The sequence below is a fragment of the Rheinheimera maricola genome, from assembly GCF_016918075.2.
Classification (GTDB): Bacteria; Pseudomonadota; Gammaproteobacteria; order Enterobacterales; family Alteromonadaceae; genus Alishewanella; species Alishewanella maricola_A.
The window spans coordinates 380,471-404,007 of sequence record NZ_JAERPS020000001.1; the positions used below are offsets into that span (position 1 = coordinate 380,471).

The 23,537-nt window shown below is 43.9% G+C and carries 21 protein-coding genes; 20 read left to right on the forward strand and 1 reads right to left on the reverse strand.

Annotated elements, in window-relative coordinates:
- The 12 genes from I4W93_RS01815 to I4W93_RS01870 all read left to right on the forward strand — a co-directional run bounded on the left by I4W93_RS01815 (position 1) and on the right by I4W93_RS01870 (position 12,833).
- Positions 1–783, forward strand: a complete 783-nt coding sequence (locus I4W93_RS01815) for a phosphocholine cytidylyltransferase family protein (RefSeq protein ID WP_205310139.1) — start codon at positions 1–3, stop codon at positions 781–783.
- Positions 784–787: 4 nt separating this feature from the next.
- On the forward strand, positions 788–2,392 hold the full coding sequence (locus I4W93_RS01820) for an aldolase catalytic domain-containing protein (RefSeq protein ID WP_205310138.1): 1,605 nt from the start codon (positions 788–790) through the stop codon (positions 2,390–2,392).
- Positions 2,393–3,133: a 3-deoxy-manno-octulosonate cytidylyltransferase gene (locus I4W93_RS01825; RefSeq protein ID WP_205310137.1), complete on the forward strand. Its 741-nt coding sequence runs from the start codon at positions 2,393–2,395 to the stop codon at positions 3,131–3,133.
- Positions 3,130–3,768, forward strand: coding sequence for an HAD family hydrolase (locus I4W93_RS01830; RefSeq protein WP_205310136.1), 639 nt, complete (start codon positions 3,130–3,132; stop codon positions 3,766–3,768). The genes I4W93_RS01825 and I4W93_RS01830 overlap by 4 nt, the downstream gene beginning before the upstream one ends.
- A gap of 182 nt (positions 3,769–3,950) precedes the next feature.
- A complete protein-coding gene (gene cysD / locus I4W93_RS01835) occupies positions 3,951–4,859 on the forward strand; it encodes a sulfate adenylyltransferase subunit CysD (protein ID WP_205310135.1) in 909 nt (302 codons plus the stop codon).
- Positions 4,860–4,876: 17 nt separating this feature from the next.
- Positions 4,877–6,286 carry a sulfate adenylyltransferase subunit CysN gene (gene cysN, locus I4W93_RS01840; RefSeq protein WP_205310134.1) on the forward strand — a complete coding sequence of 470 codons (1,410 nt, stop codon included), beginning with the start codon at positions 4,877–4,879 and terminating at the stop codon, positions 6,284–6,286.
- A 2-nt stretch (positions 6,287–6,288) separates the two neighbouring features.
- The gene (locus tag I4W93_RS01845; protein WP_205310133.1) at positions 6,289–8,016 is read left to right on the forward strand and encodes an SLC13 family permease; all 1,728 of its coding nucleotides are present in this window, start codon (positions 6,289–6,291) and stop codon (positions 8,014–8,016) included.
- 24 nt (positions 8,017–8,040) lie between these two features.
- Positions 8,041–8,688 carry an adenylyl-sulfate kinase gene (cysC, locus tag I4W93_RS01850; protein ID WP_224673219.1) on the forward strand — a complete coding sequence of 216 codons (648 nt, stop codon included), beginning with the start codon at positions 8,041–8,043 and terminating at the stop codon, positions 8,686–8,688.
- 4 nt (positions 8,689–8,692) lie between these two features.
- Positions 8,693–9,664, forward strand: a complete 972-nt coding sequence (locus I4W93_RS01855; protein WP_205310131.1) for a DHH family phosphoesterase — start codon at positions 8,693–8,695, stop codon at positions 9,662–9,664.
- 76 nt (positions 9,665–9,740) lie between these two features.
- Entirely contained in the window at positions 9,741–10,856 is a 1,116-nt protein-coding gene (gene gmd / locus I4W93_RS01860; protein ID WP_205310130.1) for a GDP-mannose 4,6-dehydratase, read from the forward strand.
- Between the two features lie 56 nt (positions 10,857–10,912).
- The gene (fcl, locus tag I4W93_RS01865) at positions 10,913–11,872 is read left to right on the forward strand and encodes a GDP-L-fucose synthase (protein WP_205310129.1); all 960 of its coding nucleotides are present in this window, start codon (positions 10,913–10,915) and stop codon (positions 11,870–11,872) included.
- 7 nt (positions 11,873–11,879) lie between these two features.
- Complete coding sequence (locus I4W93_RS01870) at positions 11,880–12,833, forward strand: hypothetical protein (RefSeq protein ID WP_205310128.1); 954 nt, start codon at positions 11,880–11,882, stop codon at positions 12,831–12,833.
- Positions 12,834–12,926: 93 nt separating this feature from the next.
- Here I4W93_RS01870 and I4W93_RS01875 read toward each other — a convergent pair whose 3' ends face one another.
- Complete coding sequence (locus tag I4W93_RS01875; protein WP_205310127.1) at positions 12,927–13,586, reverse strand: SAM-dependent methyltransferase; 660 nt, start codon at positions 13,584–13,586, stop codon at positions 12,927–12,929.
- Between the two features lie 142 nt (positions 13,587–13,728).
- Here I4W93_RS01875 and I4W93_RS01880 point away from each other — a divergent pair, with 142 nt between their 5' ends.
- From I4W93_RS01880 to I4W93_RS01915, 8 genes are read left to right on the forward strand one after another with little or no spacing between them, the layout of a single operon-like run.
- Positions 13,729–15,051 carry a sulfotransferase family protein gene (locus I4W93_RS01880; protein ID WP_205310126.1) on the forward strand — a complete coding sequence of 441 codons (1,323 nt, stop codon included), beginning with the start codon at positions 13,729–13,731 and terminating at the stop codon, positions 15,049–15,051.
- A 58-nt stretch (positions 15,052–15,109) separates the two neighbouring features.
- A complete protein-coding gene (locus tag I4W93_RS01885; RefSeq protein WP_205310125.1) occupies positions 15,110–15,829 on the forward strand; it encodes a hypothetical protein in 720 nt (239 codons plus the stop codon).
- On the forward strand, positions 15,816–16,862 hold the full coding sequence (locus I4W93_RS01890) for a cytochrome P450 family protein (protein ID WP_205310124.1): 1,047 nt from the start codon (positions 15,816–15,818) through the stop codon (positions 16,860–16,862). Before I4W93_RS01885 ends, I4W93_RS01890 begins: the two co-directional genes overlap by 14 nt.
- Before the next feature lie 15 nt (positions 16,863–16,877).
- Positions 16,878–17,966, forward strand: coding sequence for a cytochrome P450 (locus I4W93_RS01895; RefSeq protein WP_205310123.1), 1,089 nt, complete (start codon positions 16,878–16,880; stop codon positions 17,964–17,966).
- Positions 17,967–17,968: 2 nt separating this feature from the next.
- The gene (locus tag I4W93_RS01900) at positions 17,969–18,220 is read left to right on the forward strand and encodes an acyl carrier protein (protein ID WP_205310122.1); all 252 of its coding nucleotides are present in this window, start codon (positions 17,969–17,971) and stop codon (positions 18,218–18,220) included.
- 3 nt (positions 18,221–18,223) lie between these two features.
- Positions 18,224–19,960 carry a carbamoyltransferase family protein gene (locus I4W93_RS01905; protein ID WP_205310121.1) on the forward strand — a complete coding sequence of 579 codons (1,737 nt, stop codon included), beginning with the start codon at positions 18,224–18,226 and terminating at the stop codon, positions 19,958–19,960.
- Complete coding sequence (locus tag I4W93_RS01910) at positions 19,957–21,780, forward strand: alpha/beta hydrolase family protein (protein WP_205310120.1); 1,824 nt, start codon at positions 19,957–19,959, stop codon at positions 21,778–21,780. The genes I4W93_RS01905 and I4W93_RS01910 overlap by 4 nt, the downstream gene beginning before the upstream one ends.
- A 5-nt stretch (positions 21,781–21,785) precedes the next feature.
- Positions 21,786–23,456: an AMP-binding protein gene (locus I4W93_RS01915; protein WP_205310119.1), complete on the forward strand. Its 1,671-nt coding sequence runs from the start codon at positions 21,786–21,788 to the stop codon at positions 23,454–23,456.
- Positions 23,457–23,537 lie beyond the last annotated feature (81 nt).

Here is a 23,537-nt window from a genome sequence, read left to right on the forward strand (position 1 = left end):
ATGCGCGTAGTTATTTTAGCTGCTGGCCAGGGAACACGTCTCCGCCCTCACACCAACCACAAACCTAAATGTATGGTCGAGTTATGTGGCAAATCACTTGTAGACTATCAATTAGAAGCTTTTAAAAAAGCTGGTATTAACGATGTTACGGTCGTTGCGGGGTATTGTGAAGATAAACTCGTACGAGATGGTGTAAAAAAAATCCTTAACCCTCGCTTTGCCAGCACAAATATGGTGAGTACCTTAATGTGTGCAAGAGACTTATTTGATGGCAAAGATGATGTTCTTATTACCTATGGAGACATTGTTTACCAGCAACACATTTTAGATGCAATATTGGAGGCGGAGGGGCATTTAACACTGACTATTGATAAAGAATGGCGGAGGCTATGGTCACTTCGTATGGAAAACCCTCTTGAAGATGCTGAAACGTTGAAACTTGACGGCGACAAGATTATTGAGCTAGGCAAAAAACCAACAAATTATGATCAAATTCAGGGGCAGTACATGGGGCTGATTAAAGTTTCTTCTGATAAAGCCAAAGAGCTGATACAAGTTTGGGAGAGTATGGACCGTAAAGCGGTATACGACGGTAAAGACTTTGACAACATGTATCTTACTAGCTTTATTCAGCACCTGATTGACATTGGCTGGCCGGTAAAAGCGGTGCCCGTAGAGAATGGTTGGCTTGAGATCGATACGGTTGACGATCTTGAATATTATGAGCAAATGATAAATACAGGATTGCATACCGAAATATTTAAAAAAGATTGTAGGGAGTAACTAAGTGAAACTATTGGACTGCACTCTCCGCGATGGCGGCTACTATAACAGCTGGAATTTTCCGCTAAATGTTACGAATAAGTACCTTGAAGCCATGGCCAGTGCAGGGGTTGATATCGTAGAGTTGGGTTTGCGCTCTATGATCAATAAAGGTTTCAAAGGTGCCAGCGCCTACACCACAGACAGCTACATTCGTACATTAACCATTCCTGCTGGTTTAAGCGTGGCGGTGATGATCAACGCTACTGAAATTGTTGGTGATGAGCCACAAAACGACGTTTTGCGAAAGTTGTTTCCTAACGATGCAGCGACTTCTCCAGTTGATGTTGTGCGTATTGCTTGCCATGTACATGAATTTGTTAAAGCACTTCCTGCTTGCAACTGGTTAAAAGCTCGAGGCTATATTGTCGGCTTTAACCTTATGCAGGTTGCTGATCGTACTCAGGAAGAAGTGGAAGCGTTATCGCTTGAGGCCAGTAAATTCCCTATTGATGCGCTGTATTTTGCTGACAGCATGGGCAGTATGGACCCTGGGCAAACCTCACAAATCATTAGCTGGTTACGTAAGCATTGGCGTGGCGCTATGGGTATTCATACCCATGACAACATGGGTTTGGCGCTTTCGAATACCTTACAAGCGGTAAAAGACGGCGTAACTTGGCTAGATGCCACTGTTACCGGTATGGGCCGCGGACCTGGCAATGCCCGTACTGAAGAGCTGGTAATCGAAGTGGCCGATATGCGCAAGCAAAGTATCAATATGGTTCCGTTGATGTCTGTTATCCGCAGCTATTTTCAACCGCTAAAAAATCAATGTGGTTGGGGTTCTAACCCATATTATTACCTGTCTGGGAAGTATGGAATTCATCCTACCTATATACAGGAAATGTTGGGCGATTCGCGTTATAGCGAAGAAGACATTCTGGCCGCGATAAACCACCTAAAAGTAGAAGGTGGTAAGAAGTTTAGTTTTAATGCCTTGGATGCAACCCGGCACTTTTATCAAGGTGACGCGAAGGGAGAGTGGGCTCCTGAAAGTTTAATCTCTGGCCGAGAAGTGTTAATTTTGGGTGCCGGGCCTGGAGTCGCAGAGCATAAAGTTGCTATAGAAAGCTACATAGCGGCCCGAAAACCTGTAGTTGTTGCGCTGAATACGCAATCTGCTGTAGCGCAAAACTTAATTGATGTTCGTGTAGCTTGTCACCCAGTGCGCTTGCTAGCCGACTGTGAAGCGCATGCTGCTTTACCTCAGCCTTTAATAACTCCTGCGTCTATGCTTCCAACTGATGTGCTTGAGTCATTAAACGGCAAAAAATTGTTAGATTTTGGCTTAACAGTTAAAGCTAATACGTTTAGTTTTGCTGCTACTAATGCAGTGTTGCCTAATTCGCTGGTAATTAGTTATGCATTGGCACTCGCTACCAGCGGCAAAGCCAGCCGGGTATTGCTGGCAGGTTTTGATGGTTATGGTGCAGATGACCCAAGAACCAAAGAAATGCAAAAGGTATTAGAGCTTTATAAAGATGCGAATGCGTTAGATGTTACCTCTATAACACCAACGAATTATAGCGTGCCAACTTTGTCGGTATATGCGATGCAGGGGGTATAAATGAGGGCCGTCGTTTTAATTCCCGCCCGTTACGCTTCTAGCCGTTATCCAGGGAAACCTTTAGTTCCATTACTGGGTAAGCCCATGGTGCTATGGGTGGCTGAGCTATCGGCTAAAGCTGTTGGTAAGGACAACGTCTATGTTGCTACTGAAGACAGCAGAATTGCGGATGTCGTAACCGCAGCTGGTTACAATGCTGTTATGACGACAGATAGCTGCCTCACAGGTACTGATAGGTTGGCTGAGGCTGCCTTGCAAGTAAAAGCCGATATTTACATTAATGTTCAGGGGGATGAACCAATTATTAACCCTGAAGATATCCGCAAAGCAATTGATATTAAAAAACATGATATGTCTGCCATTGTGAATGGTTTTTGCTGGATATCCGAATCTGAAAATCCAGAAAGCGTCAATATTCCCAAGGTTATTACCCGAGAAGACAATACTTTGGTGTATATGTCACGCAAAGCACTACCTGGTTTTAAAGATGATAAATGTGCCCCGAAACGCTATAAAAAGCAGGTGTGCATATACGCTTTTACAGCTGAAGAACTGGCTGCGTTCAAGGCTTTTTGCCGTAAGAGTGAGCTAGAGTTTAGTGAAGATATTGAAATACTGCGTTTTCTTGAATTGGGTAAGACAATTCGTATGTATGAGACCCAACCAGGTAGTTTAGCCGTTGATGTGCCTGATGATGTTGCGCCAGTAGAAGCGGCGTTAAGAGGTCTACATCGCCTATGAATATAATGGATTATCAAACGTTAGTATTTGACTGCGATGGCGTGGTGTTAAACTCTAACAAAGTTAAAACAGAGGCGTTTTATCAAGCTGCTTTACCCTATGGTGACACGGCTGCAAAGCAGTTGGTTGATTACCATGTTGCGCGCGGTGGGATTTCACGCTACAAAAAATTTGAATGGTTTGTGCAAAATGTAGTTGCAGGAAAGCAAGGCCCTAGCTTGGATGAGCTACTTAATGCTTATGCTGCTAAAGTGCGACATGGCCTGCTTACTTGTGATATTGCCGATGGGTTATTTGAATTACGAGAAAAAACCAGACACGCTAATTGGTTAATTGTTTCTGGTGGTGATCAACAAGAGCTACGTGAGGTGTTTGCTGAACGTGGATTAGCACAACTATTCGATGGTGGTATTTTTGGAAGTCCAGATAGCAAAGATATTATTCTTGCAAGAGAGCTAGCGACTAAAACCATTAAAGAGCCTGCGCTATTTTTGGGCGACAGTCGATACGATTACGAGGTTTCTTCTTTAGCAAATCTTGATTTTGTTTTTCTAAATTACTGGACAGAATTTAATGATTGGCGGTCTTACTGTCTCGAGAATAAGATTTTTGTCATGTCATCTTTACGTTTTTAGATTGCTTTGAATATTTAGCTACGTTCAACTTATGTTGAATAGCCTATTGAAAACAAGTTTACAGTGATGATTATTGTTTTTAATAGTGCTTATTAGCTAGCAATTGAATTTATACATTGTGACTGCTTCTGTTGTATTGGAAATGGTATTGCAAGAAACATCGATATAGAGATAGAAAAATTATGTTATCGCAGCAAGTAACTCATTTAAAATCACTCGAGAACGAGTCTATCCAAATTTTCCGCGAAGTGGTTGCTGAGTTTGAAAACCCGGTAATGCTGTATTCGGTGGGTAAAGACTCTTCTGTGTTATTGCACCTGGCGCGTAAGGCGTTTTACCCCGGTAAAATGCCATTTCCGCTGTTGCATGTCGACACCACCTGGAAGTTTAAAGAAATGATTGCCTTTCGTGACCGTATGGCAAAACAGCATGACTTTGAACTACTGGTGCACCAAAACCCTGATGGCTTGGCAATGAATGTCGGGCCTTTTACGCACGGTAGTGCCAAGCATACCGATATTATGAAAACGCAGGGCTTAAAGCAGGCGTTAGACAAATACAAATTCGATGCCGCCTTTGGTGGTGCCCGGCGTGATGAAGAAAAATCGCGCGCGAAAGAGCGGATGTACTCGTTTCGCGACCGCCACCATCGTTGGGATCCAAAAAACCAGCGGCCAGAGCTGTGGAATATCTTTAACGGCAGGGTCGATAAAGGCGAAAGCATTCGTGTGTTTCCGCTATCTAACTGGACTGAGCTGGATATCTGGCAATATATTTACCTGGAAAACATTGAAATCCCAGATTTATATTTCGCTAAGCCTCGCCCGGTTGTCGAGCGTGATGGCACGCTGATTATGGTAGATGACGAGCGTATGCCGCTGGAGCCCGGCGAGACGCCGCAGCTGAAAAACGTGCGTTTCAGAACGCTGGGCTGTTACCCGTTAACGGGTGCGGTAGAGTCTACGGCGGCCAGCTTGCCTGAAATTATTCAGGAAATGCTGCTGACCAAAACCTCCGAGCGCCAGGGCCGGGTTATCGACCACGACAGCAGTGGCTCGATGGAAAAGAAAAAAATGGAAGGCTACTTTTAAGTGAATGGGAATAAGCAATGAGCCACGCATCTGACCTGATTGAAAAAGACATTCTGGCGTACTTAAAACAGCACGAGAACAAACAACTGCTGCGTTTTATTACCTGCGGCAGCGTAGACGATGGTAAAAGTACCTTAATTGGCCGTTTGCTGCATGACAGCAAAATGATTTTTGAAGATCAATTAGCGGCAATTACCGAAGACAGCAAAAAAGTGGGTACCCAAGGCACCAGGGTTGATTTAGCGCTGTTGGTCGATGGCTTGCAATCTGAACGCGAGCAGGGGATTACTATCGATGTAGCCTATCGCTATTTCTCTACTGACAAGCGTAAATTTATTATTGCCGATACGCCGGGCCATGAGCAGTACACCCGCAATATGGCAACGGGCGCGTCTACTTGCGACCTGGCCATTATTTTGGTAGATGCGCGCCGGGGCGTGCAAACGCAAACCCGCCGCCACAGTTTTATATGCTCATTACTGGGTATCAAGCATGTTATTATCGCCGTCAATAAAATGGACTTAGTCGACTACTCGCAAGCGCGCTATAAAGAGATACAGGAAGACTACCTGAAGCTGGCGGGTGCGCTGGATATTCCTGATATCCGCTTTGTACCTATTTCTGCGCTGGAAGGCGATAATGTCGTAAATACCAGTGAAAAACTTAGTTGGTTCCGCGGTTCAACGTTAATGCAGTACCTGGAAACAATTGACATTACCGCGCCAGTGCAAAATGAAGATTTCCGCTTTCCGGTGCAGCTGGTTAGCCGGCCGAATTCCGATTTCAGAGGCTTTGCCGGTAATATTGCTGCCGGTAGCATCGCCGTGGGTGACACAGTACGGGTGTTACCGTCGGGTACGGTGTCAACGGTAAAGTCGATTGTGACGTTTGACGGTGAGCTGGCCGAGGCATATGCACCACAGGCGGTAACCTTAACGCTGAATGATGAAGTAGATATCAGCCGCGGTAATATGCTGGTTAAAAAAGACGCTTTACCGCATGTGTCGTCACGGTTACGGGCAAAAGTGATCTGGATGCACGAAAGTGCGATGAAAACGGGCCGTCAGTATTACATTAAATTTGCTTGCAAAACCACCAGTGGCGAAATTGACAAGCTGCACTATCGCATCGATGTTAATACGCTGGCCGAGAAAGAAGCCGACGTCTTAGCCTTAAATGAAATTGGCCTGGTTGATATAAGCCTGACAGAGCAGGTGGCTTTTGATGCTTATTTAAAAAATAAGCAAACGGGCGCCTTTATTGTTATCGACCGCTTGAGTAACCTTACTGTTGGTGCAGGTATGGTTGACGCGGCTTTAGTCAGCTCTACAGAGCCAGAACAGCAGATCAGCGGTTTATCAGCGTTTGAGCATGATGTCATTATGCTACTGCGTAAGCATTTTCCTGAACTGTCAAACAAGGCTTGAGTATGACCTTGCCTGCAATGGCACTGCTAGCCTTGCTAGCTGTGCTACTGTTGCTGTTGCTGCGATTTTCGCAGCATGCTGCAGCAGTATTTGGTGGCATGCTGTTGTGTCTGCTGACAGCCGGTTTTGTCAGTACGGCAGATATACTGCGTAACAGCGCCAATGAAGGCTTGGTTACTCTGGTACTGTTGGTGCTAATTTCATATGCGCTTGAAAAAACCAGCTTACTCAGGCGGTTGTCGCGCTATTTGTTTACCGCCTCGGTGAGCGGTTCGGTATGGCGAACGGTGGGTTTTTCGGCGCTGGCGTCGTCAGTGTTGAATAATACTGCGGTGGTAGCGGCCATGTTAAACGCGGTGCTAAGCAACACCAAGGTGGCGCCATCAAAACTGCTTATTCCGCTGTCTTATGCTGCCATTATGGGCGGTACACTTACGCTTATTGGCACCTCGACCAACCTTATTGTGCATTCCATGTTGACGGAAACCGGCCACAGTGGTTTTCGCTTCTTCGATTTTACCCTGGTGGGCTTGGGGGTATTGGCCGGTGGCAGTGTTGTGCTGGTATTAATGACGCGCTTTTTGCCTAATGATCAGGCCAGCAAAGCACTGACAAGCGCGTATTTTCTTGAGGCCAAGCTCGCCGACGATTCGCCGCTTATTGGCCAAACGGTAGAGCAAGCCGGGCTTCGGCATTTAGACGAGCTGTTTTTGGCTGAAATTATTCGCGGCAACGAGCTTATTCGGCCGGTGGCGCGATACGACGTGCTGCGCCGCGGCGATAAGCTTATTTTTACCGGTAATGTGCAAAAAGTGAATGTATTAAAGCAGTTCAACGGGCTTAGCCTTTTTGCCGATGACAACGGTTTGGCAACCCAAACCCTCACCGAAGTGATTATCAAAGAAGAGTCGGTGTTAACCGGTAAAACGCTGAAAAGCTCAGGCTTTCGCGCCCGGTTTGATGCGGCGGTAGTCGCGGTGCGCCGCGACGGCGGGCGGGTAAGCGGTAAGCTTGGTGAGCTGGAGCTAAAAGCGGGCGATTTTTTACTGCTGGCAACAGGTTCAGACTTTGCCGGGCGACATAATATCAGCAAAAACTTTTACGTGTTATCCGGTATCAAGCCCGACAATATGTTAAGTGGCTGGCGGGAGAAGCTAACCTGGTGGGGCTTTGGCCTGATGATAATGAGCAGTGTGGCGTTGTCAGTGTCATTATTGCAGTGCGCCATGTTTTTGCTGGCGGCCTTGGTGTTTAGTGGTTGTTTAACGGTAAACGAAATTAAGCGCCGTTTTCCGATAGAGATTTGGCTAATAGTGGGCAGTGCCTTAAGTATTGCTACGGCAATGAGCACTACCGGGTTGGCGTTGGCCATTAGCCAGTTTGCCAGCGGGGCGCTGGCGGGGCAGGCGCCAATGTTTACCTTTATTGGTGTTTTTCTCATTACGTATTTGCTTACCGAGCTCATTACCAACAATGCTGCTGCCGCGCTGATGTTTCCTATTGCTTATAGCCTGGCTGATGGTTTGGGGGTAAATGTTATGCCAATGGTCATGGGCGTGGCCTTTGCAGCCTCGGCCAGCTTTATTACCCCGTACGGTTATCAAACTAATTTAATGGTATTTAATGCCAGCAATTATCGGTTAAAACATTTTATACTGGTAGGCACGCCGGTCGCGCTGACCTATATCATGTTAAGTGTGCTGCTAATTCCGTTGGTGTTTCCGTTTTAATATAAAATGTAGGGCTTGTGTGACGTGACTAATGTATTAAACAGTGCAATAAGCAGTACAGTAAACAGCAATAACATAGTGTGGCATAAAACTGCGGTAGCCCATGCCGAGCGGCGTGCTATGCATGGCCATAACCCTTGTGTGCTGTGGTATACCGGCTTGTCGGGTTCTGGCAAATCGACTATTGCTAATGCTGTAGACCGATTGTTGTTTGAGCGCGGTTGTCATACCTATTTATTAGACGGAGACAATGTGCGGCACGGGTTAAACCGTGATCTGGGCTTTGATACGGCGTCGCGGGTGGAGAATATTCGCCGCATCAGTGAAGTTAGCCGGCTTATGCTGGATGCTGGTTTAATTGTCGGTACCGCATTTATCTCACCTTTTTTAGCCGACCGCGCTCTGGCTCGCAGCCTGATTGGTGATAACTTTATTGAGGTGTTTATTGATACCCCGCTGGCGGAATGTGAAAAACGTGACCCAAAAGGCCTGTATCAAAAGGCCCGCGCCGGTGACATTAAGCACTTTACTGGTATAAGTTCACCCTACGAAGCACCACCGGCGCCCGAGGTGCACATACGCACCACTGAGCTTTCTATTGCTGAAGCAGCGGCGCTGGTATTAAACGCATTAGAATTGCGGCAGATAATTGCCCCCGCCCAAACGGAATAACATCATGCATATAGACATATTTAATGGCGATGCCGACGGCATATTTTCGCTTATCCAAATGCGTAAAGTTATGCCGGTAGCAGCAGAACAGCAGCGCTTGATAACCGGCGTTAAACGCGATATTAGTTTGCTAAAGCAAGTTAGCGATGAGCAAGCAGCTGGTGCCGTGATCACCGTGCTGGATATTTCATTTGATAAAAATGCCGCCGATGTTAGCCGGGTTTTGCCTTTGGCGCAGAGTGTATTTTACTGTGATCATCATCAGGCGAAAACCTTATTCAGCCATGAAAAGCTTACCAGCGTAATTGATACTGCGCCAACGGTGTGTACGGCATTATTGATAAACCAGCAGCTTGGTAATGCCGAGCCAATGTGGGCAATAACGGCCGCTTACGGTGACGGTCTTGACAGTGCCGCCGCGCAGTTGGCCGATTCGCTTGGCCTTACTGATATGCAAAAAGCTGAATTAAAACAGTTAGGTGTATTGGTTAATTACAATGGCTATGGCGCCAGCGAAGCTGATTTGCACTTTGCCCCTGCAGCGCTGTATCAAAAGCTAATGGCGTATGACACACCTTTTGCGGTAGTTGCTGACGCCAACTCGCCTTTTGCTACATTAAAAACAGGCTATAACGCCGATCTAACGCACGCCAGAGCCTGTAAGCCACTGACTGAAAATGACAAAGTGCTTGCGATACAGTTAGATAACGCCCCCTGGGCTGCCCGGATCAGTGGCACCTATGGCAATATACTGGCGGCAGAAAGCCCGGACAAAGCAGTCGTTATTGCTACTAGCAATGCTGACGGCAGCTTAACCATTAGTTTACGCGCACCGAAAAATAACCCCTATGGCGCGGCAGATATTTGCAGCCAGTTTGCTACCGGCGGCGGCAGGGAAGGGGCTGCAGGGGTGAATGCATTGCCAGTGAGTGAATTAAAGAATTTTATTGCTTTAACAACCAGCCAGTATGGCTGATAATTACCTACTTAGAATGGATATTAGTGTTGTTATAGAGTATTTTTAACAGTTTTGTGATTTAGGAAGCGTTAACATGAAAAAAGCACTTATTACCGGTGTTACTGGCCAAGATGGCTCGTACTTAGCCGAGTTTTTATTAGAAAAAGGCTATGAAGTACACGGTATTAAGCGTCGGGCTTCAAGCTTTAATACCCAACGCGTTGACCATATTTATGAAGACCCGCACGTAGATAACCAGCATTTTATTTTGCACTATGGTGATTTAACTGATACGTCGAATTTGGTGCGTATTATCCAGCAAGTTCAGCCCGACGAAATATATAACTTAGGTGCACAAAGCCATGTTGCGGTAAGCTTTGAAGCTCCCGAATATACTGCTGACGTAGATGCCATGGGCACCTTGCGTATTTTAGAAGCGATTCGTATTTTGGGTTTAGAGAAGAAAACCCGTTTTTACCAGGCGTCTACCTCTGAGCTTTATGGCTTAGTGCAGGAAACACCGCAAAAAGAAACCACACCGTTTTACCCGCGCTCACCCTATGCAGTAGCCAAAATGTATGCTTACTGGATTACGGTAAACTACCGCGAAGCTTATGGCATGTATGCCTGTAACGGCATTTTATTTAACCATGAAAGCCCACGCCGTGGTGAAACCTTTGTTACCCGCAAAATTACCCGCGGTTTGGCGAATATTGCTCAAGGCTTAGAATCTTGTATTTACATGGGCAATATGGATGCCCTGCGCGATTGGGGCCATGCCAAAGACTACGTGCGTATGCAATGGATGATGTTGCAGCAAGACACGCCGGATGATTTTGTTATAGCAACCGGTGTGCAATATTCTGTACGTGAATTTATTAGCTGGTCTGCCAAAGAGCTGGGTATCACCCTGCGCTTTGAAGGCACGGGTGTAGATGAAGTAGCCATTGTTGAAGCGATAGAGGGGAATAATGCACCGGCATTAAACGTGGGTGATGTCATTGTTAAAGTCGACTCACGTTACTTCCGCCCGGCAGAGGTAGAAACCTTGCTTGGTGACCCCAGTAAAGCGAAACAGAAACTGGGTTGGGTACCGGAAATTACCACACAGGAAATGTGTGCCGAGATGGTGGCTGAGGATTTAAAAGCGGCCAAACGTCATGCGTTGTTAAAAGAACACGGCTATAGCTTGCCGGTATCAGTTGAGTAAGTAAGACAACGGTTAGCCATAACGTTATCGTCTATGGCTAACCGCCAGGAAATTTTATGAAAAAGATATTTGTAGCAGGCCATAATGGTATGGTTGGCTCTGCGATTGTTCGTCAACTGGCCGCACGTGGTGATGTCGATGTTGTCACTCGTGGCCGTTATGAGCTTGACCTTACCTGTCAGGCAGACGTACAGGCTTTTTTTGCTGAGCAAAACATTGATGAAGTGTATTTGGCCGCTGCGAAGGTGGGGGGGATTATTGCCAATAATACTTACCCTGCTGATTTTATCTATGAAAACCTAATGATTGAAGCCAACATAATTCATGCCGCGCATGTTAATAATGTGCAGCGCTTACTGTTTTTAGGATCAAGCTGTATTTACCCCAAATTAGCTGCACAACCGATGGCAGAAGATGCTTTGCTTACAGGCACTTTAGAGCCCACTAACGAGCCTTATGCTATTGCGAAAATTGCTGGTATTAAGTTGTGTGAAAGTTATAACCGCCAGTATGGCCGCGATTACCGCAGTGTTATGCCAACCAATTTATATGGCCCTAATGACAACTTTCACCCGAATAATAGCCATGTGATACCTGCCTTGTTACGCCGTTTTCATGAGGCTAAATTAGCCGGTGCACCCGAGGTTGTTGCCTGGGGCACCGGCTCGCCAATGCGCGAGTTTTTACACGTTGATGATATGGCTGCTGCCAGTATTTTTGTGATGGAGCTGGACAAAGCTACTTATTCTGCCAATACCGAGCCCATGCTAAGCCATATTAATGTGGGTACGGGTGTCGATTGTACGATTAAGCAGTTAACCGAAACTGTAGCGAAAGTGGTTGGCTATAAAGGTAACATTGTTTGGGACACCGGCAAACCTGATGGTGCGCCACGCAAACTAATGCAGGTTGATAGGTTAAAGGCGTTGGGCTGGCAATATTCTATAGAACTCGAACCTGGGTTAAAAGATGCTTATAGCTGGTTTTTAGCCAATAGCGATAGCTGTCGGGGTTAGTGCTTTAATGAAAAACGAGTTTCTTTCAACCCGTTTGTTTCCCAAAAACAACGGTGCCGAAGCCTATATTGTTACAGGGCTGGCAGCACGTTGTGATTGGGTGATTTTGTCTGATCACAAAGCGCCGCAGGTTTACCTGAAATACAACAATTCCGGCAAGTCGCCTGACACTATCTTTCTTAGCCTGCGTAATCTTCGTGCGGTATTACCCTTTTTTGTCGAGGAAGTTTTACCAAAACTGACTCAGCCGTTTGTCCTTATATCCGGTAGTGAAGATGTGACATTACCGAACCAAATTGACAAACGTTGGCCTGCGCTTACATCAATTGAACGGGAGCTGATAACGACGATTTTGAAACATGTGCAGCTAAGTCATTGGTTTGTTGAAAATTTAGATGACGCAATCTCAAATAAAATGACCCCCATTCCCGTAGGGATGGTTTATCCCGATAGCCAACCTGCATCGGTGATTGAAGTGTCAGTGCCGTTATTAGAATTGAGACCATTACGCGTGCTTTGCGCACATCGGGTGCGTGAAGGACAACAATGGCAACTTCGTAAAGATGTTAGCCAAATTGCCATGCACAATTGGCAGCATTTCGCTACGGTTTTAACTACGGAAGTAACAGAGGCAGAGTTTATTGATTTAGTTAAACAACACAGTTTTGTCATCTGTGCTCAGGGAGGTGGGCTGGATCCTTGTCCAAAGGCTTGGTTGGCGCTTTATTATGGTGCAATTCCAATTATTCAGACGTCTGCTTTAGAGGAAGCATATCGTCATCTGCCGGTTGTTCAGGTTGACGACTGGCAGCCTGATACTCTGACAGTCGAAAAGCTTCGTAAGTGGCAAAGTGATCTACGGCATCATTTCGATACTACGGAAGGCCGTGCGAGTTTGTTGCAAAAATTGACTTTGGACTATTGGTGGCAACTGGTGTTAAGCAAAGTTAACGCTGAATAGTGGCTGCAGCAAACGGCAGAGCAAAGCCTTGCTTCAGTTTAGTTAACTGCGATAAGGGCTTTGCTCAGGTGTAGTGTTCGATCAATATATCGGTTAGCTGAACATTACCATTTTCTGATTTCTGGGGTGATTGAAATCGCCAATCCAGGTGAAAGACCATCCTGTCTCCCGTGCCAAATTTTCCAGCATCTCTAGCGTATAGTGGTACGGATCTTCATCAGGTTTGGTGACAATGCCGAGTTTTTGAGTAACCTTTTGTGGGTATTCTTCAGGTTCTACAATAAAAACAGTGGCTAAAAATTTGCCATGATTGAATTTTGGCCTAAGTTGAATTAAACACTCTCGAATACGTTCTGCCGGTAGGTGCGTAAATAGAGAGAAGGCGATACCGAAATCAAACTGGTCTATGTCAAAGTCGGCTGTGAATGTTGCATTAGAGGTGAAGTTATCATTACTTACTTTTGCTGCTAACTCGGTTGTTAACTCTAGTGCTCGCCCTTTTTGTATCAAATGTGGATTTATATCCAGACCAAAATAGTGAAACTCAGCCAAATAGTCGATAAATTTAACGCCTCCGCGTAGTGAGCCGCATCCAATATCAAGTAGGTTATGATGCGGCTGAAGTCCATGTTGTTTAAGCACCGACAACTGCAGTGTGCCAAGTTCTTCCCAGAATCCACCTATGTAAGCACGGTGTTCCTGGTTGTTAAATTCAGACCGTATTAAATCGTAATGGCTGTCTATTTTACTCACTGTGTAAGTTCCAATATGTTATTCTCCGCCCACTATATTGATTTTCTGTCGATACGCAACAATCCGGCAGCTTCTAATTCTTTTTGAACGCACTATGTCTAATGTTCTGATTATCGCCGGCTTCCATAGAAGCGGAACCTCAATGTTAACCCAGCTTTTACGCGAAAGCGGTTGTAAATTGCCAACAGATTTGGTCGGGCCAAATATAACCAATCCTGATGGGCATTTTGAGGATTTCCGCGTAATTAAATTCCATGACTATTTGTTATCAAAGGCGGGAGTTTCCTGGCAATTTGGTGGTGAAATAAGCAGTTTACCGAATGATGAAAAGGCTTTGTCCTCGTTACTGGCGCAGTTAACCGTAAATCTGAAATCAGACAGTACACTTTTGGTTAAAGACCCCAGAATCTGTCTTTTTCTGGATCATTGGCAAGATGTACTGCAGGAAAAAGCAAAGTATGTCTTTGTTGCTCGTCACTGGCTGTATAGTATTGAGTCATTGCTGTCTCGTCATAGTATTAGACTTGCCGAGGCGATAAAAACCGGAAAGTTAGCGAGGCATTTGAATTTCTGGTTAGATCCGTCACTTGCTGCGCGTATGTGGTTAACATACAACAGAGCACTTCTGCATTTTAAAAGGCGTCATGCGACTACCGTTACGTTTCACACGCAAAGAGGATTAGACAACGCTGCCAACTTAACGCAGTCTTTAAGGGCAATCGGGATAGAATGCTTGGAAACGACTGCCAGTTCCAGGGATGCGAGTAAACTAAAAAGCGCGGTTAGCTCCAGAATTCTAGCCCTAGTGCCCGCTGGATTACAAAATGAAATGCAATTGTTGTGGCAAGATATTTTACAAGAGGTGGATTGGCGAGCTGACGATGAGAAGCCTGTGTTTTATTATCCTAAGGATACAGAGTTACATGACAAAGCCTCGACCGGTTTTAATAGTGCTTTAGAATGTGTTACGCCGGAATCTGCTGAATTGTCACTTCACTTTGAAGACGTCGCAACCACTAAATTTAGGCTAGAACAAACAGAAAACCTGCCCAATAATCAAGCAAATACCATCGGCTTTGTTATGAGGAGAGTCGACCTGCTGCTGCAGCTTAACTTGACAGAACAAGCAATTTCCGAACTCCATCAGTTTGTACATATTAATCCAGAGCAAACAACTGCCTGGGTAAAGTTGTTTGCACTAATGGAGACGGCTATTGGTTTTGCGCGAGCTAAAAAAGCTTACGAAAATGCTATCAGCAATGGTTTGGTTTCAATTAAACAAATTGATACACGAATTCAGCTTCGAGAAGATTTTCCCAATGCAAGATCAGCTTATTTTAATCAGCTAAACAACCTGGCATCATTGGCTGAAAAGCAACAATTTGTATCTCAGTTGTGTCAAGCATTACCTAGCCCGGACGCCAGACAAGATTTAATAGAACGTTTGTGGAAAATATGGTCATGATAGCCGGCGAATTAGAATCCGTTGCATTGACGAACGGCACATAAGAGCCGCCTATAATATGACGCTATTTAAGCAATTTGCAGGAACATCTTTATACTTTGTGCAGCGCCCCACTATTTCTGCTGTAGATTTGGCTGACGCTGAAAAGCGTTATTGGGCAGAGGTTTCGCCCTTCATTGCTGCCCGTAAGACTGAGTTTTTAACTGGACGTGTGCTGGCAGAGCAACAATTAGCTAACTTTGGCGTCGCCAATATTAAACTGTCTGTTGCGGCACAGGGTTACCCAATCTGGCCTGAAGCATTTGTAGGTTCTATTTCACACGACCGGCAATGTTATGGTGTAGCGTTGGCGCTAAAAAAACACCAAGCTTATCTTGGGTTTGATATCCACTTTGCCTTACCCTTACCTCAAATACAGCGCATATACTCCCGTTTTACGGCAACAGATAGCCTCACTGTGCAACAGGCCACTGCTAAGACATCCCTTGCTCTGTGTGTATTTTTAAACATGCTTTGGTGTGCCAAAGAAGCTGCATACAAAACCTTGCCAGTTTACATGCAATCGTCAGGAGTTTCTGCTGTATCGTTAGTTCATGTAGAGTTGATCTGTGATACAACGTTTTGCTTTATTTTTAATGCCCCTGCCTCGGCATCACGGCAGGTTTTAGTTACGATGCTAGAGGGATATGCAGTTGCTATATGTGCAGAAAATCTAAATGATTGGCTGTATTTTCCTCCATTTTTGAAAAAAACGGCAGGTCTCAATGGTACGAACTAAAACTAAAATAATGGATGTTAAAGGCTGCATTAATATTCTCAAAGATCCAGCTTATGTCGTTCCTGAATATGGCCCTTTTTTTCATGAGTTAGAAGCAGCTACGGGGCTTGAGTTTACACAGCTAAAGAGTGTTTTTACTTTAAATCTATTTGCTTTGAATGGGGTTGAGCACCAGCAGCAGCGCAAAGTCATTGCAAATTATCTTCGTAAAAACACTTTACAGAGCTTTCGCAGTTCGTTCTCTGCAATCGTGGCGCAAGAATTTGGTTTGCTTTCTGGAAATGAAATTGATTTGTATCCTTGCTGTGAAATACTGTCTTACCGTTGTGTTTATGCATATTTAGGGGTCAATGAAAAATATCATACTAAGTATCTAGAATGTTTGGATACTTTGCGGCGATTGGTCACTTTTGGTAATCCCAAAAAGGTGAAGGACTATGTACGCGCTGAAACTGCTTTAACGACCTTATCTGAGCTCTTGTTTAATGCTGACGGCTTACATGACAGCAGTTTAGTTTTTGGTATGGGTACTGAGTTGCCGGATAAAGCAGAACTGTTCGCAATTGTTGTTGTGTTGCTAGCTGGAAGTGGCGCGCTGGCAAGTACGTTGGCGAATATGATTTTACAATTCGGCATTCAGGATAATGCAGGTCGGCAGAAAATTTTGGCAACAGACAATTACCCTTTACTTATAGAGTGTTTGTTATTCACTTGTGGGGGCACTAAAGAGGTCTTTCGTACTCTGGGAAACGATACTAGTACAGTATTTCACTTAGATATTGATGCTGCTTCTCAGTCATTTTCAGCGAAGCATGATACGGTTGACTGTGCGAATTTGTCTGGTTGGGGGAATTTGGCATTCGGCGCAGGAATGCATCGCTGTGTCGGTGAAAAACTGGCGAGGTTGATTTTAGAAGTAGCAGTTGAATCGCTTTTAAATAAATGGCCAAACCTCTCGGTGCTGGGGTATGATCGAACAGCTTTCTTTCTGGGGAGTGAACGAAAAGACCTTTGGTGCCGACTGCATCCTTAATTAAGATGTCTATGTATGTTAACAAGTAGAAAGTTTATTCCTGTTACCGCCGCTGATAAATGCCGAGAGGTATTAAAATCACCGCAGATTACTGTGATCAACATGTCTGATATGTTGACTCAAATTAGCCAAGTTACAGGTAAAAGTTACCCTTGGTTGCGTGCATACGCGTGCGAAAGCCCCTTTAATTTAGAAGGACAGCAACACAAGGTGACCAGACGGATGCTTGCTAGTTTTTTTTCCAGCAAACGCATCAATAGTTGGGCTTCAGTATTTCGCCAAGTTGTTACCAAGGTGGTTGTTGCAACGTTAGAAAAAAAACAAATAGATTTGCAGGCAGATTGGGTCGGCCCTATTACTGCCCAGTGTACTTTCTACGCTCTGGGTCTGGAGCCCAATATTGAGCCTTTACTTGATGTTCACATTGATCAACTACTGCTACTGACGGTATTTGAAAGACAGTTAAAAATACGGGATTTTGATGCTTTTGATAGTAGTGCTCAGCATATTGCAAAAGCCATTTATAACAATAGAATTGTTCAAACTGACTACACGCGAGAAGCCGTTCCCGAGGACGTCACACTTACAGATAATGATTTATATAATTATCTTGCATGTCAATTTGGTTTATCGGCAAATCAAATATGTTCATATATGACGGTGCTTCTGGTGGCGGGGGCCTCAACCAAGCATACCTTAGCAAATGTTTTGGTTACGCTGTTGACTTTAGCGCCTGATAAAAGAGCTGAGTTGACACTTCGATTTGAAAAATCAGAGCTTCTTGAGCGTGTTCTATATAGCAGTGGCGGAGTAGAGTTTATTTACCGAATGCTCAATGGAGAAGACGTGTATTGTTTAAATATAGCTGAAGCAAACAAACAGTTAACTACTTGTCCATTCTCAGCGACCGATAAACCGACAGCTGCTCATCTGGCGTTTGGTTATGGGCCTCATAAATGTATCGGAGAAATGCTAAGCCGGCTGATTATGGTTATTGCACTTGAGGTTGTTTTAGACCATTGTCCAAATGCTTCGATTAAAAAAACACTTACAAGCCAGGTTTTTACACATACACCTGCTCAAAATATTACTGTGGAATTATGAATATGCGCGCTTCCTTACTTAATGAAATTGAAGAGACTGTTGTTTCTGCTATCGAAATGCATACCGCGTACCGGCCTACACGCGAAGATTTTGCGAAACCATTGAAACACTTCGGTCTTACATCTGTTCAAGGCATGTTACTTATTGGAGAGTTGGAAGATACTTACAATATTGATGTTCAACACGACTTTTTATTGGGGAATGATACATTGGCTGCCTTTTCACAGCGCATTTATGAATTGGTCAAAGGCTGATTAATGAAAAAACGTTATTTAGGTATTGCGGCTACAGTACACGATCCGGCAATTGCCATAATTGATGAAAATGGTGTGCTGTTATTTGCTGAAGCTTTAGAACGTTCGATGCAATGTAAAATAGCATGGGATATCAGCCCTATAGGTATGTTTACTTATCTGGAAAATACCCTAAGCCGGTTTCATAGTGACGATGTGATTTGGTCTGTTGGCTTAAGTTGGAATTATGATGCTAAAAGGCAAATCATTAATACCGACGAGGGAAGTACTACGATTGATATTTCGGTTGCTCCCAACAAGGCGGCTATTCCGGATCCTCAGTGGGGAAGGTGGTTACTTGAACTGCAGACACAATACTTAAATAGATTAGATAAAATTTTACCTTTCACTATTTCCTCCATCACTGGGCAACCTAATATCGCCATAGAGCACTTCGACCATCATCTGACGCATGCGGCTAATGCAAGTTATTTTTATGCTGGTGCGCAACCAGCACTCGTTGTTATTGCCGATGGCGAAGGCGAAGTCGGCTCGCTTAGTTGTTTTAAGTTAGCCGGAGGGAAATTGGAGAGAATAGGCCGTTCATGGGGACCAGGTAGTCTTGGAGGATTTTACGGTACAATTACCAATCTAATAGGGTTCGATCTTAGAAAAGGTGAAGAGTGGAAGGTAATGGGGTTATCTGCTTATGGGCAGTTTGACCAGGAAATTTATCAGGATTTGGAACCACTTGTTAACCTCCATAAAGGGACCATTCTTGCTCCAGATGATGAATACAGAGAATTTGTCATTTCAAAATATAGCCGACTTCGTCAGCATTTAAAAGATAACGTCATGCTTGCCGCAAACATCGCATTTGCGGCTCAAAGAATATTCGAAGAAAAGATGTTGCTTTTACTGAAATATTATCAGAATAAATCAGGATTAAAGCACTTAGTATTAGGTGGGGGGTGTGCGCTCAATTCACGTTTTAATGGTTTGTTATCAGAGCTTGGCATTTTCGAATCTGTTTTTGTGCCACCAGCGCCAGGGGATGATGGGAATGCGGTTGGTGTCGCGGCGCTGTTATTTGAGCAAGACAACGTAGGCCACAGCTGTTTGGTAAAACCACAATTTACATCGCCTTACCTTGGAAATGAGGTCGATACAGTTGTATTACAGCGAGCTGTTGAGCAATATGAAAAAGTAGAAAAATGCCCTAATCATGCAATGTTATGTCAGGTTATAGCGAAAGAATTAGCAAATGGAAAACTCGTAGGATGGGTTCAAGGACGTGCTGAGTTTGGTCCTCGGGCGTTAGGCAACCGCTCAATTCTTGCAAATCCTTCCATCCCCGATATTAAAAACATTATTAATCGGAGAGTAAAGTTCCGTGAAAGTTATCGGCCGTTTGCACCAGCTATATTAGACGAGCACGGTACAGACTGGTTTGCTCAATATCAGTATTGGCCTTATATGGGAGCCGCAATTACTTTTGCTACCGGAAAAGGTATAGAGGTAGAAGGGGTGGTCCATGAAGATGGTACAGGACGTGTCCAATCGGTATCTGAAGAGACTAACCCTCTGTTTTACAATTTGATTAGTGCTTTCTATAAAGAAACTGGAATTCCAATTTTATTAAATACCAGCCTGAATGTTATGGGGAAACCAATAGTACATTCTGTCGAAGATGCACTTGCTACATTTGTTACTTCCGGGTTAGACATATTGGTTATTAACGATTGTATTTTTAGAAAATGAGTTATAGCTTTTTAAAAGATATTGAACATGATTTGGGAACATGGCCGGGTGAGGTTATTGCAGAGGCTTCTTTTATTAGAGGGCACAATATAAACAGTGCTGCACGGCCCCTTTTCTGGTGTACCCAAATGGGACATGTGTTTGGGAGTTTAATCAATGAGCTGGGAAATGAGCTAGCGCTATATGGTTTACGTTCTGGTCATTTGTTGATGGAGTACACTGCCCAGAACATTGAAGTGTTAACCGATGTATATGCGGAGCAAATTCGCAGTATTTGCCGCAATAAAGGATTAAAGGCAATAACTCTTGGTGGTAGCTGCCAGGGCGCAGGATTAATGCTTATCGTAGCGCAAAAACTGGAGCAGTTAGGTGACATTGAGTTTTCAGTGATTGTGTTAGAGTCCATTTTACCTAAACGAATTCTCTCTCCGGTGACGCTAATTTTCGGCCGTACAAGTAGTTATAACTTGTTTAGGCGTTATCATGATGTTGAGAAGGGCTTGTCTGCATACTATGCAAACTTTGAGGTAGGAATTGTTCCTGGTAGTCACGGACAATTCTATGGGCCGAACAATATCCGTTATCTAGGCAAATTTTTAACGGGTAAAAATAGTCAAAGACATCTTGTGTTAAAGTCAGAAAGTAACGCCAAAGCTAACCTTAAAAATGTTGATATTGAGAGCGATTTTAACCGGTTAACGTTACTAAGTTGTACGTTTAACCAGCACTCTTTAAATGCTTGTACTGATACGATGGTAGTAATAGTATTAGAAAATAAAGGGGGCAAACCAATTGATGCTGATCTGTATACAATTTCTAATCAGTGGTATTTGAATGAAAGCTTGGTAGTTTATCGGTGGCTTGACGGAAAAGTTGATGTTCCCTTTATAGCGCCTGGCGCTAAAGCGACATTATATCTGCGGGTAAGAACCCCTCTGACAGCAGGTCAATTTGTATTTAGGCTTCGGGTGTCTGTAGAAGGTTCAAGTTACAGCGAGTTCGAGCAGCAACTGGCGGTGAAAATTCAGCAACGTCCTTTGCAATTCCATATCGCAAAGCCTACACGAAGCAAAAGTAGTAGAGCTAAGTTGATGCAACTCGTTCGGGCTGGCAGAGTTGATTGTTTGGTTAAGACCTTATCAGATTCGACATTTCTCACGCGTCGTCAGTGGAGTTTAATGCTTACTGTGTTGGCTAAAGATGACCGCTGGTATGATATCGCCACCATTGTAGAGAGCTTAAAACATAACTATGTGCTTAGTAACACGATGTATATTGTCTATTTGGAAGCGCTTGTTAAGTTAGGCCGGGAGCAAATTGCTTTAACGGTAATAGAGCAGGATAAAGGTTTTCATGCATACCTGGACGGTGGCATAAATAAACTCTATCTACACGCGTTGCTTCATTCTGGCGAGGCGAAAAGGGTGTACCAACTTTTGTTTGCAACCGATTCATTTCCCGTTCAGGGTAGAAATCAGGTATTGCTACTTTTGATTAGTCCTTTTGCGTTGGCTCAATTAGACCAAGCACAAGTAATGCAGGTGGTTTCTGAGCTATACAACATTAATAAAAGCGTTGAGTCTTTTTTAAAAACAACCCACGCGCTCATTGCTAATCAATTGTATGAGAAAGCGCTTGAATTCGTTAAAACAGCAGTTGAACTTTATCCTCGGAATGTTAATTTCAATTTGCGGTTAGCTCGATTAAATGATTTGCTTGGGAATAGAGCTGCTGCCTTTACAAATTATAATTTTGTATTGGAGCTCGTCCCAGGTAACAAGTCAGCAGCCGACTGGTTACATTCAAAAGGGATGGAATAACATAGATGTTAGAGAACGCAGTAACTAAGCGTCATTCATGTAATCTGTTTCGTGATGCTTTGCGATGGCAAGCGCAATGTAATCCAAAAAAGCCTGCACTTAGTTTTGTCAAAAATAGACATTGTGAAACTACAATGTATACCTTCTCGGAAGTATATGACCTAGCTATGCTAGTGGCATCGCAATTGATTGACTATCATAGTTGTGGAAAAAAAATTGGTATCCCTGCTGCAAATAACATTGAATTTGTTGCAGGCTTGTTAGGATGTTTATTTGTCGGTGCTATCGCTGTTCCTTTGCCTTTAGAATTGCAAGGTGTTTCAAATGCACGAGGCAATTTTATCCTGCGAGATGCAGATTTGGACGTCATTATTAATCTGAAAAATGATGATGCTTGGGTCGAATGCGGGATACCTGTTGTTAACATCAAAATGGCAGATGATTGTTCGATCTCATTTGCTCAGTTACCCGCTATATCGCCTTGCGACACTGCTATTATCCAATTCACTTCTGGTACAAGTGGCGAGCCTACAGGTGTTGGTATCAGCCATCAGGCAATATCGACAAACCTGTTGATTATTGAAGAAGCTTTTGGCCATTTAGATAAAAAGAAGCGTGTGGCATTAAATTGGTGCCCCTTTTATCACGATATGGGGTTGATAGGCGGCTTGCTTGAACCACTATTTACGGGATTAACGATAGTCCAGTTAAACCCGATAGATTTTTTGAAGCGCCCCTTGCTGTGGTTAACCTGTATCGATAAATTCCGGGTGACTACCTGTGGCGGTCCGACGTTTGGGTACCAGCTAGTAAACTCTGCATTGAGAAATTTACCATCTGTTGACTATCAGTTTGATTTAAGTTGTTGGGACGCAGCATTTTGCGGTGCCGAGCCAGTTAATGTTGCGATACTAGAAGAGTTTGCACAGCGACTTTCGCATTGGAATTTTAACTCTAAAGCACTTTTACCATGTTATGGTATGGCCGAATTTACTCTTTTTGTAACGGGTAGTCCTTTTTTATCAGGGATGAAAGTGAAAGAGATTTTACTAAATGGACAGATTAATAAAATAGTTTCCTGTGGGCGCCCTTATGCAGATACCAAGATTAAGATTGCTGACGAGCAGGGAGTGGATGTTGGTGAAAATGTAATTGGTCAAATACATCTCTCAGGAGGCAGTCTGCTAAGTGCATATTGGCGACATGGCAGTCAATCTCAGATTTTAGATGAATATGGTTTTTTGGCTACCGGTGATTTAGGTTTTTTAAGTCAGGGAGAGTTATATTTAACCGGCCGCAGCAAGCAGTTGATAAAAATAAATGGAGTGGGATTGTTTCCACATCTTGTTCTTGATGAAATTGCACGTACTATTCCTGAATTGGATGCTTTGAAAGGATTAATACTACAACCTGATATAAATTGCTCCAAATTATTTATCTTCCATGAACTTAAGCGAGGTGTGAAGATAGATATTGAAACTACCGATCTTGTTACAGAGCGAGCTAAACGTATAGCAGTGCAATTGACTGGTTCAGGAGATATTGAATTTTTCATTGTTAAAGCTGGTTTTTTACCCAAAACATCGAGTGGAAAGCTTATTGCTCAGAATTCTGATTCCTTTGTAAAGCGTTTGCTGGGTAGAATTCACATGCCCGAGGTTTCAGCACTTGCATGAGTTACTTAGTTCAAGCTTGGTCTCGTTAAGCCAGTAGTAACTATAGGCACTGTATACATTGTCTGCCTTGAGCGTTAAATT

Excerpts from the sequence above, each read along its gene's own strand:
- I4W93_RS01910 (WP_205310120.1), top strand. The coding sequence starts at position 19,957 with ATGAGTTATAGCTTTTTAAAAGATATTGAACATGATTTGGGAACATGG.
- cysD (WP_205310135.1), top strand. The coding sequence starts at position 3,951 with ATGTTATCGCAGCAAGTAACTCATTTAAAATCACTCGAGAACGAGTCT.
- I4W93_RS01885 (WP_205310125.1), top strand. The coding sequence starts at position 15,110 with ATGACGCTATTTAAGCAATTTGCAGGAACATCTTTATACTTTGTGCAG.
- I4W93_RS01830 (WP_205310136.1), top strand. The coding sequence starts at position 3,130 with ATGAATATAATGGATTATCAAACGTTAGTATTTGACTGCGATGGCGTG.
- I4W93_RS01815 (WP_205310139.1), top strand. The coding sequence starts at position 1 with ATGCGCGTAGTTATTTTAGCTGCTGGCCAGGGAACACGTCTCCGCCCT.
- I4W93_RS01870 (WP_205310128.1), top strand. The coding sequence starts at position 11,880 with ATGAAAAACGAGTTTCTTTCAACCCGTTTGTTTCCCAAAAACAACGGT.
- I4W93_RS01895 (WP_205310123.1), top strand. The coding sequence starts at position 16,878 with ATGTTAACAAGTAGAAAGTTTATTCCTGTTACCGCCGCTGATAAATGC.
- I4W93_RS01880 (WP_205310126.1), top strand. The coding sequence starts at position 13,729 with ATGTTAACCCAGCTTTTACGCGAAAGCGGTTGTAAATTGCCAACAGAT.
- I4W93_RS01845 (WP_205310133.1), top strand. The coding sequence starts at position 6,289 with ATGACCTTGCCTGCAATGGCACTGCTAGCCTTGCTAGCTGTGCTACTG.
- cysN (WP_205310134.1), top strand. The coding sequence starts at position 4,877 with ATGAGCCACGCATCTGACCTGATTGAAAAAGACATTCTGGCGTACTTA.
- I4W93_RS01905 (WP_205310121.1), top strand. The coding sequence starts at position 18,224 with ATGAAAAAACGTTATTTAGGTATTGCGGCTACAGTACACGATCCGGCA.
- I4W93_RS01890 (WP_205310124.1), top strand. The coding sequence starts at position 15,816 with ATGGTACGAACTAAAACTAAAATAATGGATGTTAAAGGCTGCATTAAT.
- I4W93_RS01855 (WP_205310131.1), top strand. The coding sequence starts at position 8,693 with ATGCATATAGACATATTTAATGGCGATGCCGACGGCATATTTTCGCTT.
- I4W93_RS01825 (WP_205310137.1), top strand. The coding sequence starts at position 2,393 with ATGAGGGCCGTCGTTTTAATTCCCGCCCGTTACGCTTCTAGCCGTTAT.
- fcl (WP_205310129.1), top strand. The coding sequence starts at position 10,913 with ATGAAAAAGATATTTGTAGCAGGCCATAATGGTATGGTTGGCTCTGCG.
- gmd (WP_205310130.1), top strand. The coding sequence starts at position 9,741 with ATGAAAAAAGCACTTATTACCGGTGTTACTGGCCAAGATGGCTCGTAC.
- I4W93_RS01915 (WP_205310119.1), top strand. The coding sequence starts at position 21,786 with ATGTTAGAGAACGCAGTAACTAAGCGTCATTCATGTAATCTGTTTCGT.
- I4W93_RS01900 (WP_205310122.1), top strand. The coding sequence starts at position 17,969 with ATGCGCGCTTCCTTACTTAATGAAATTGAAGAGACTGTTGTTTCTGCT.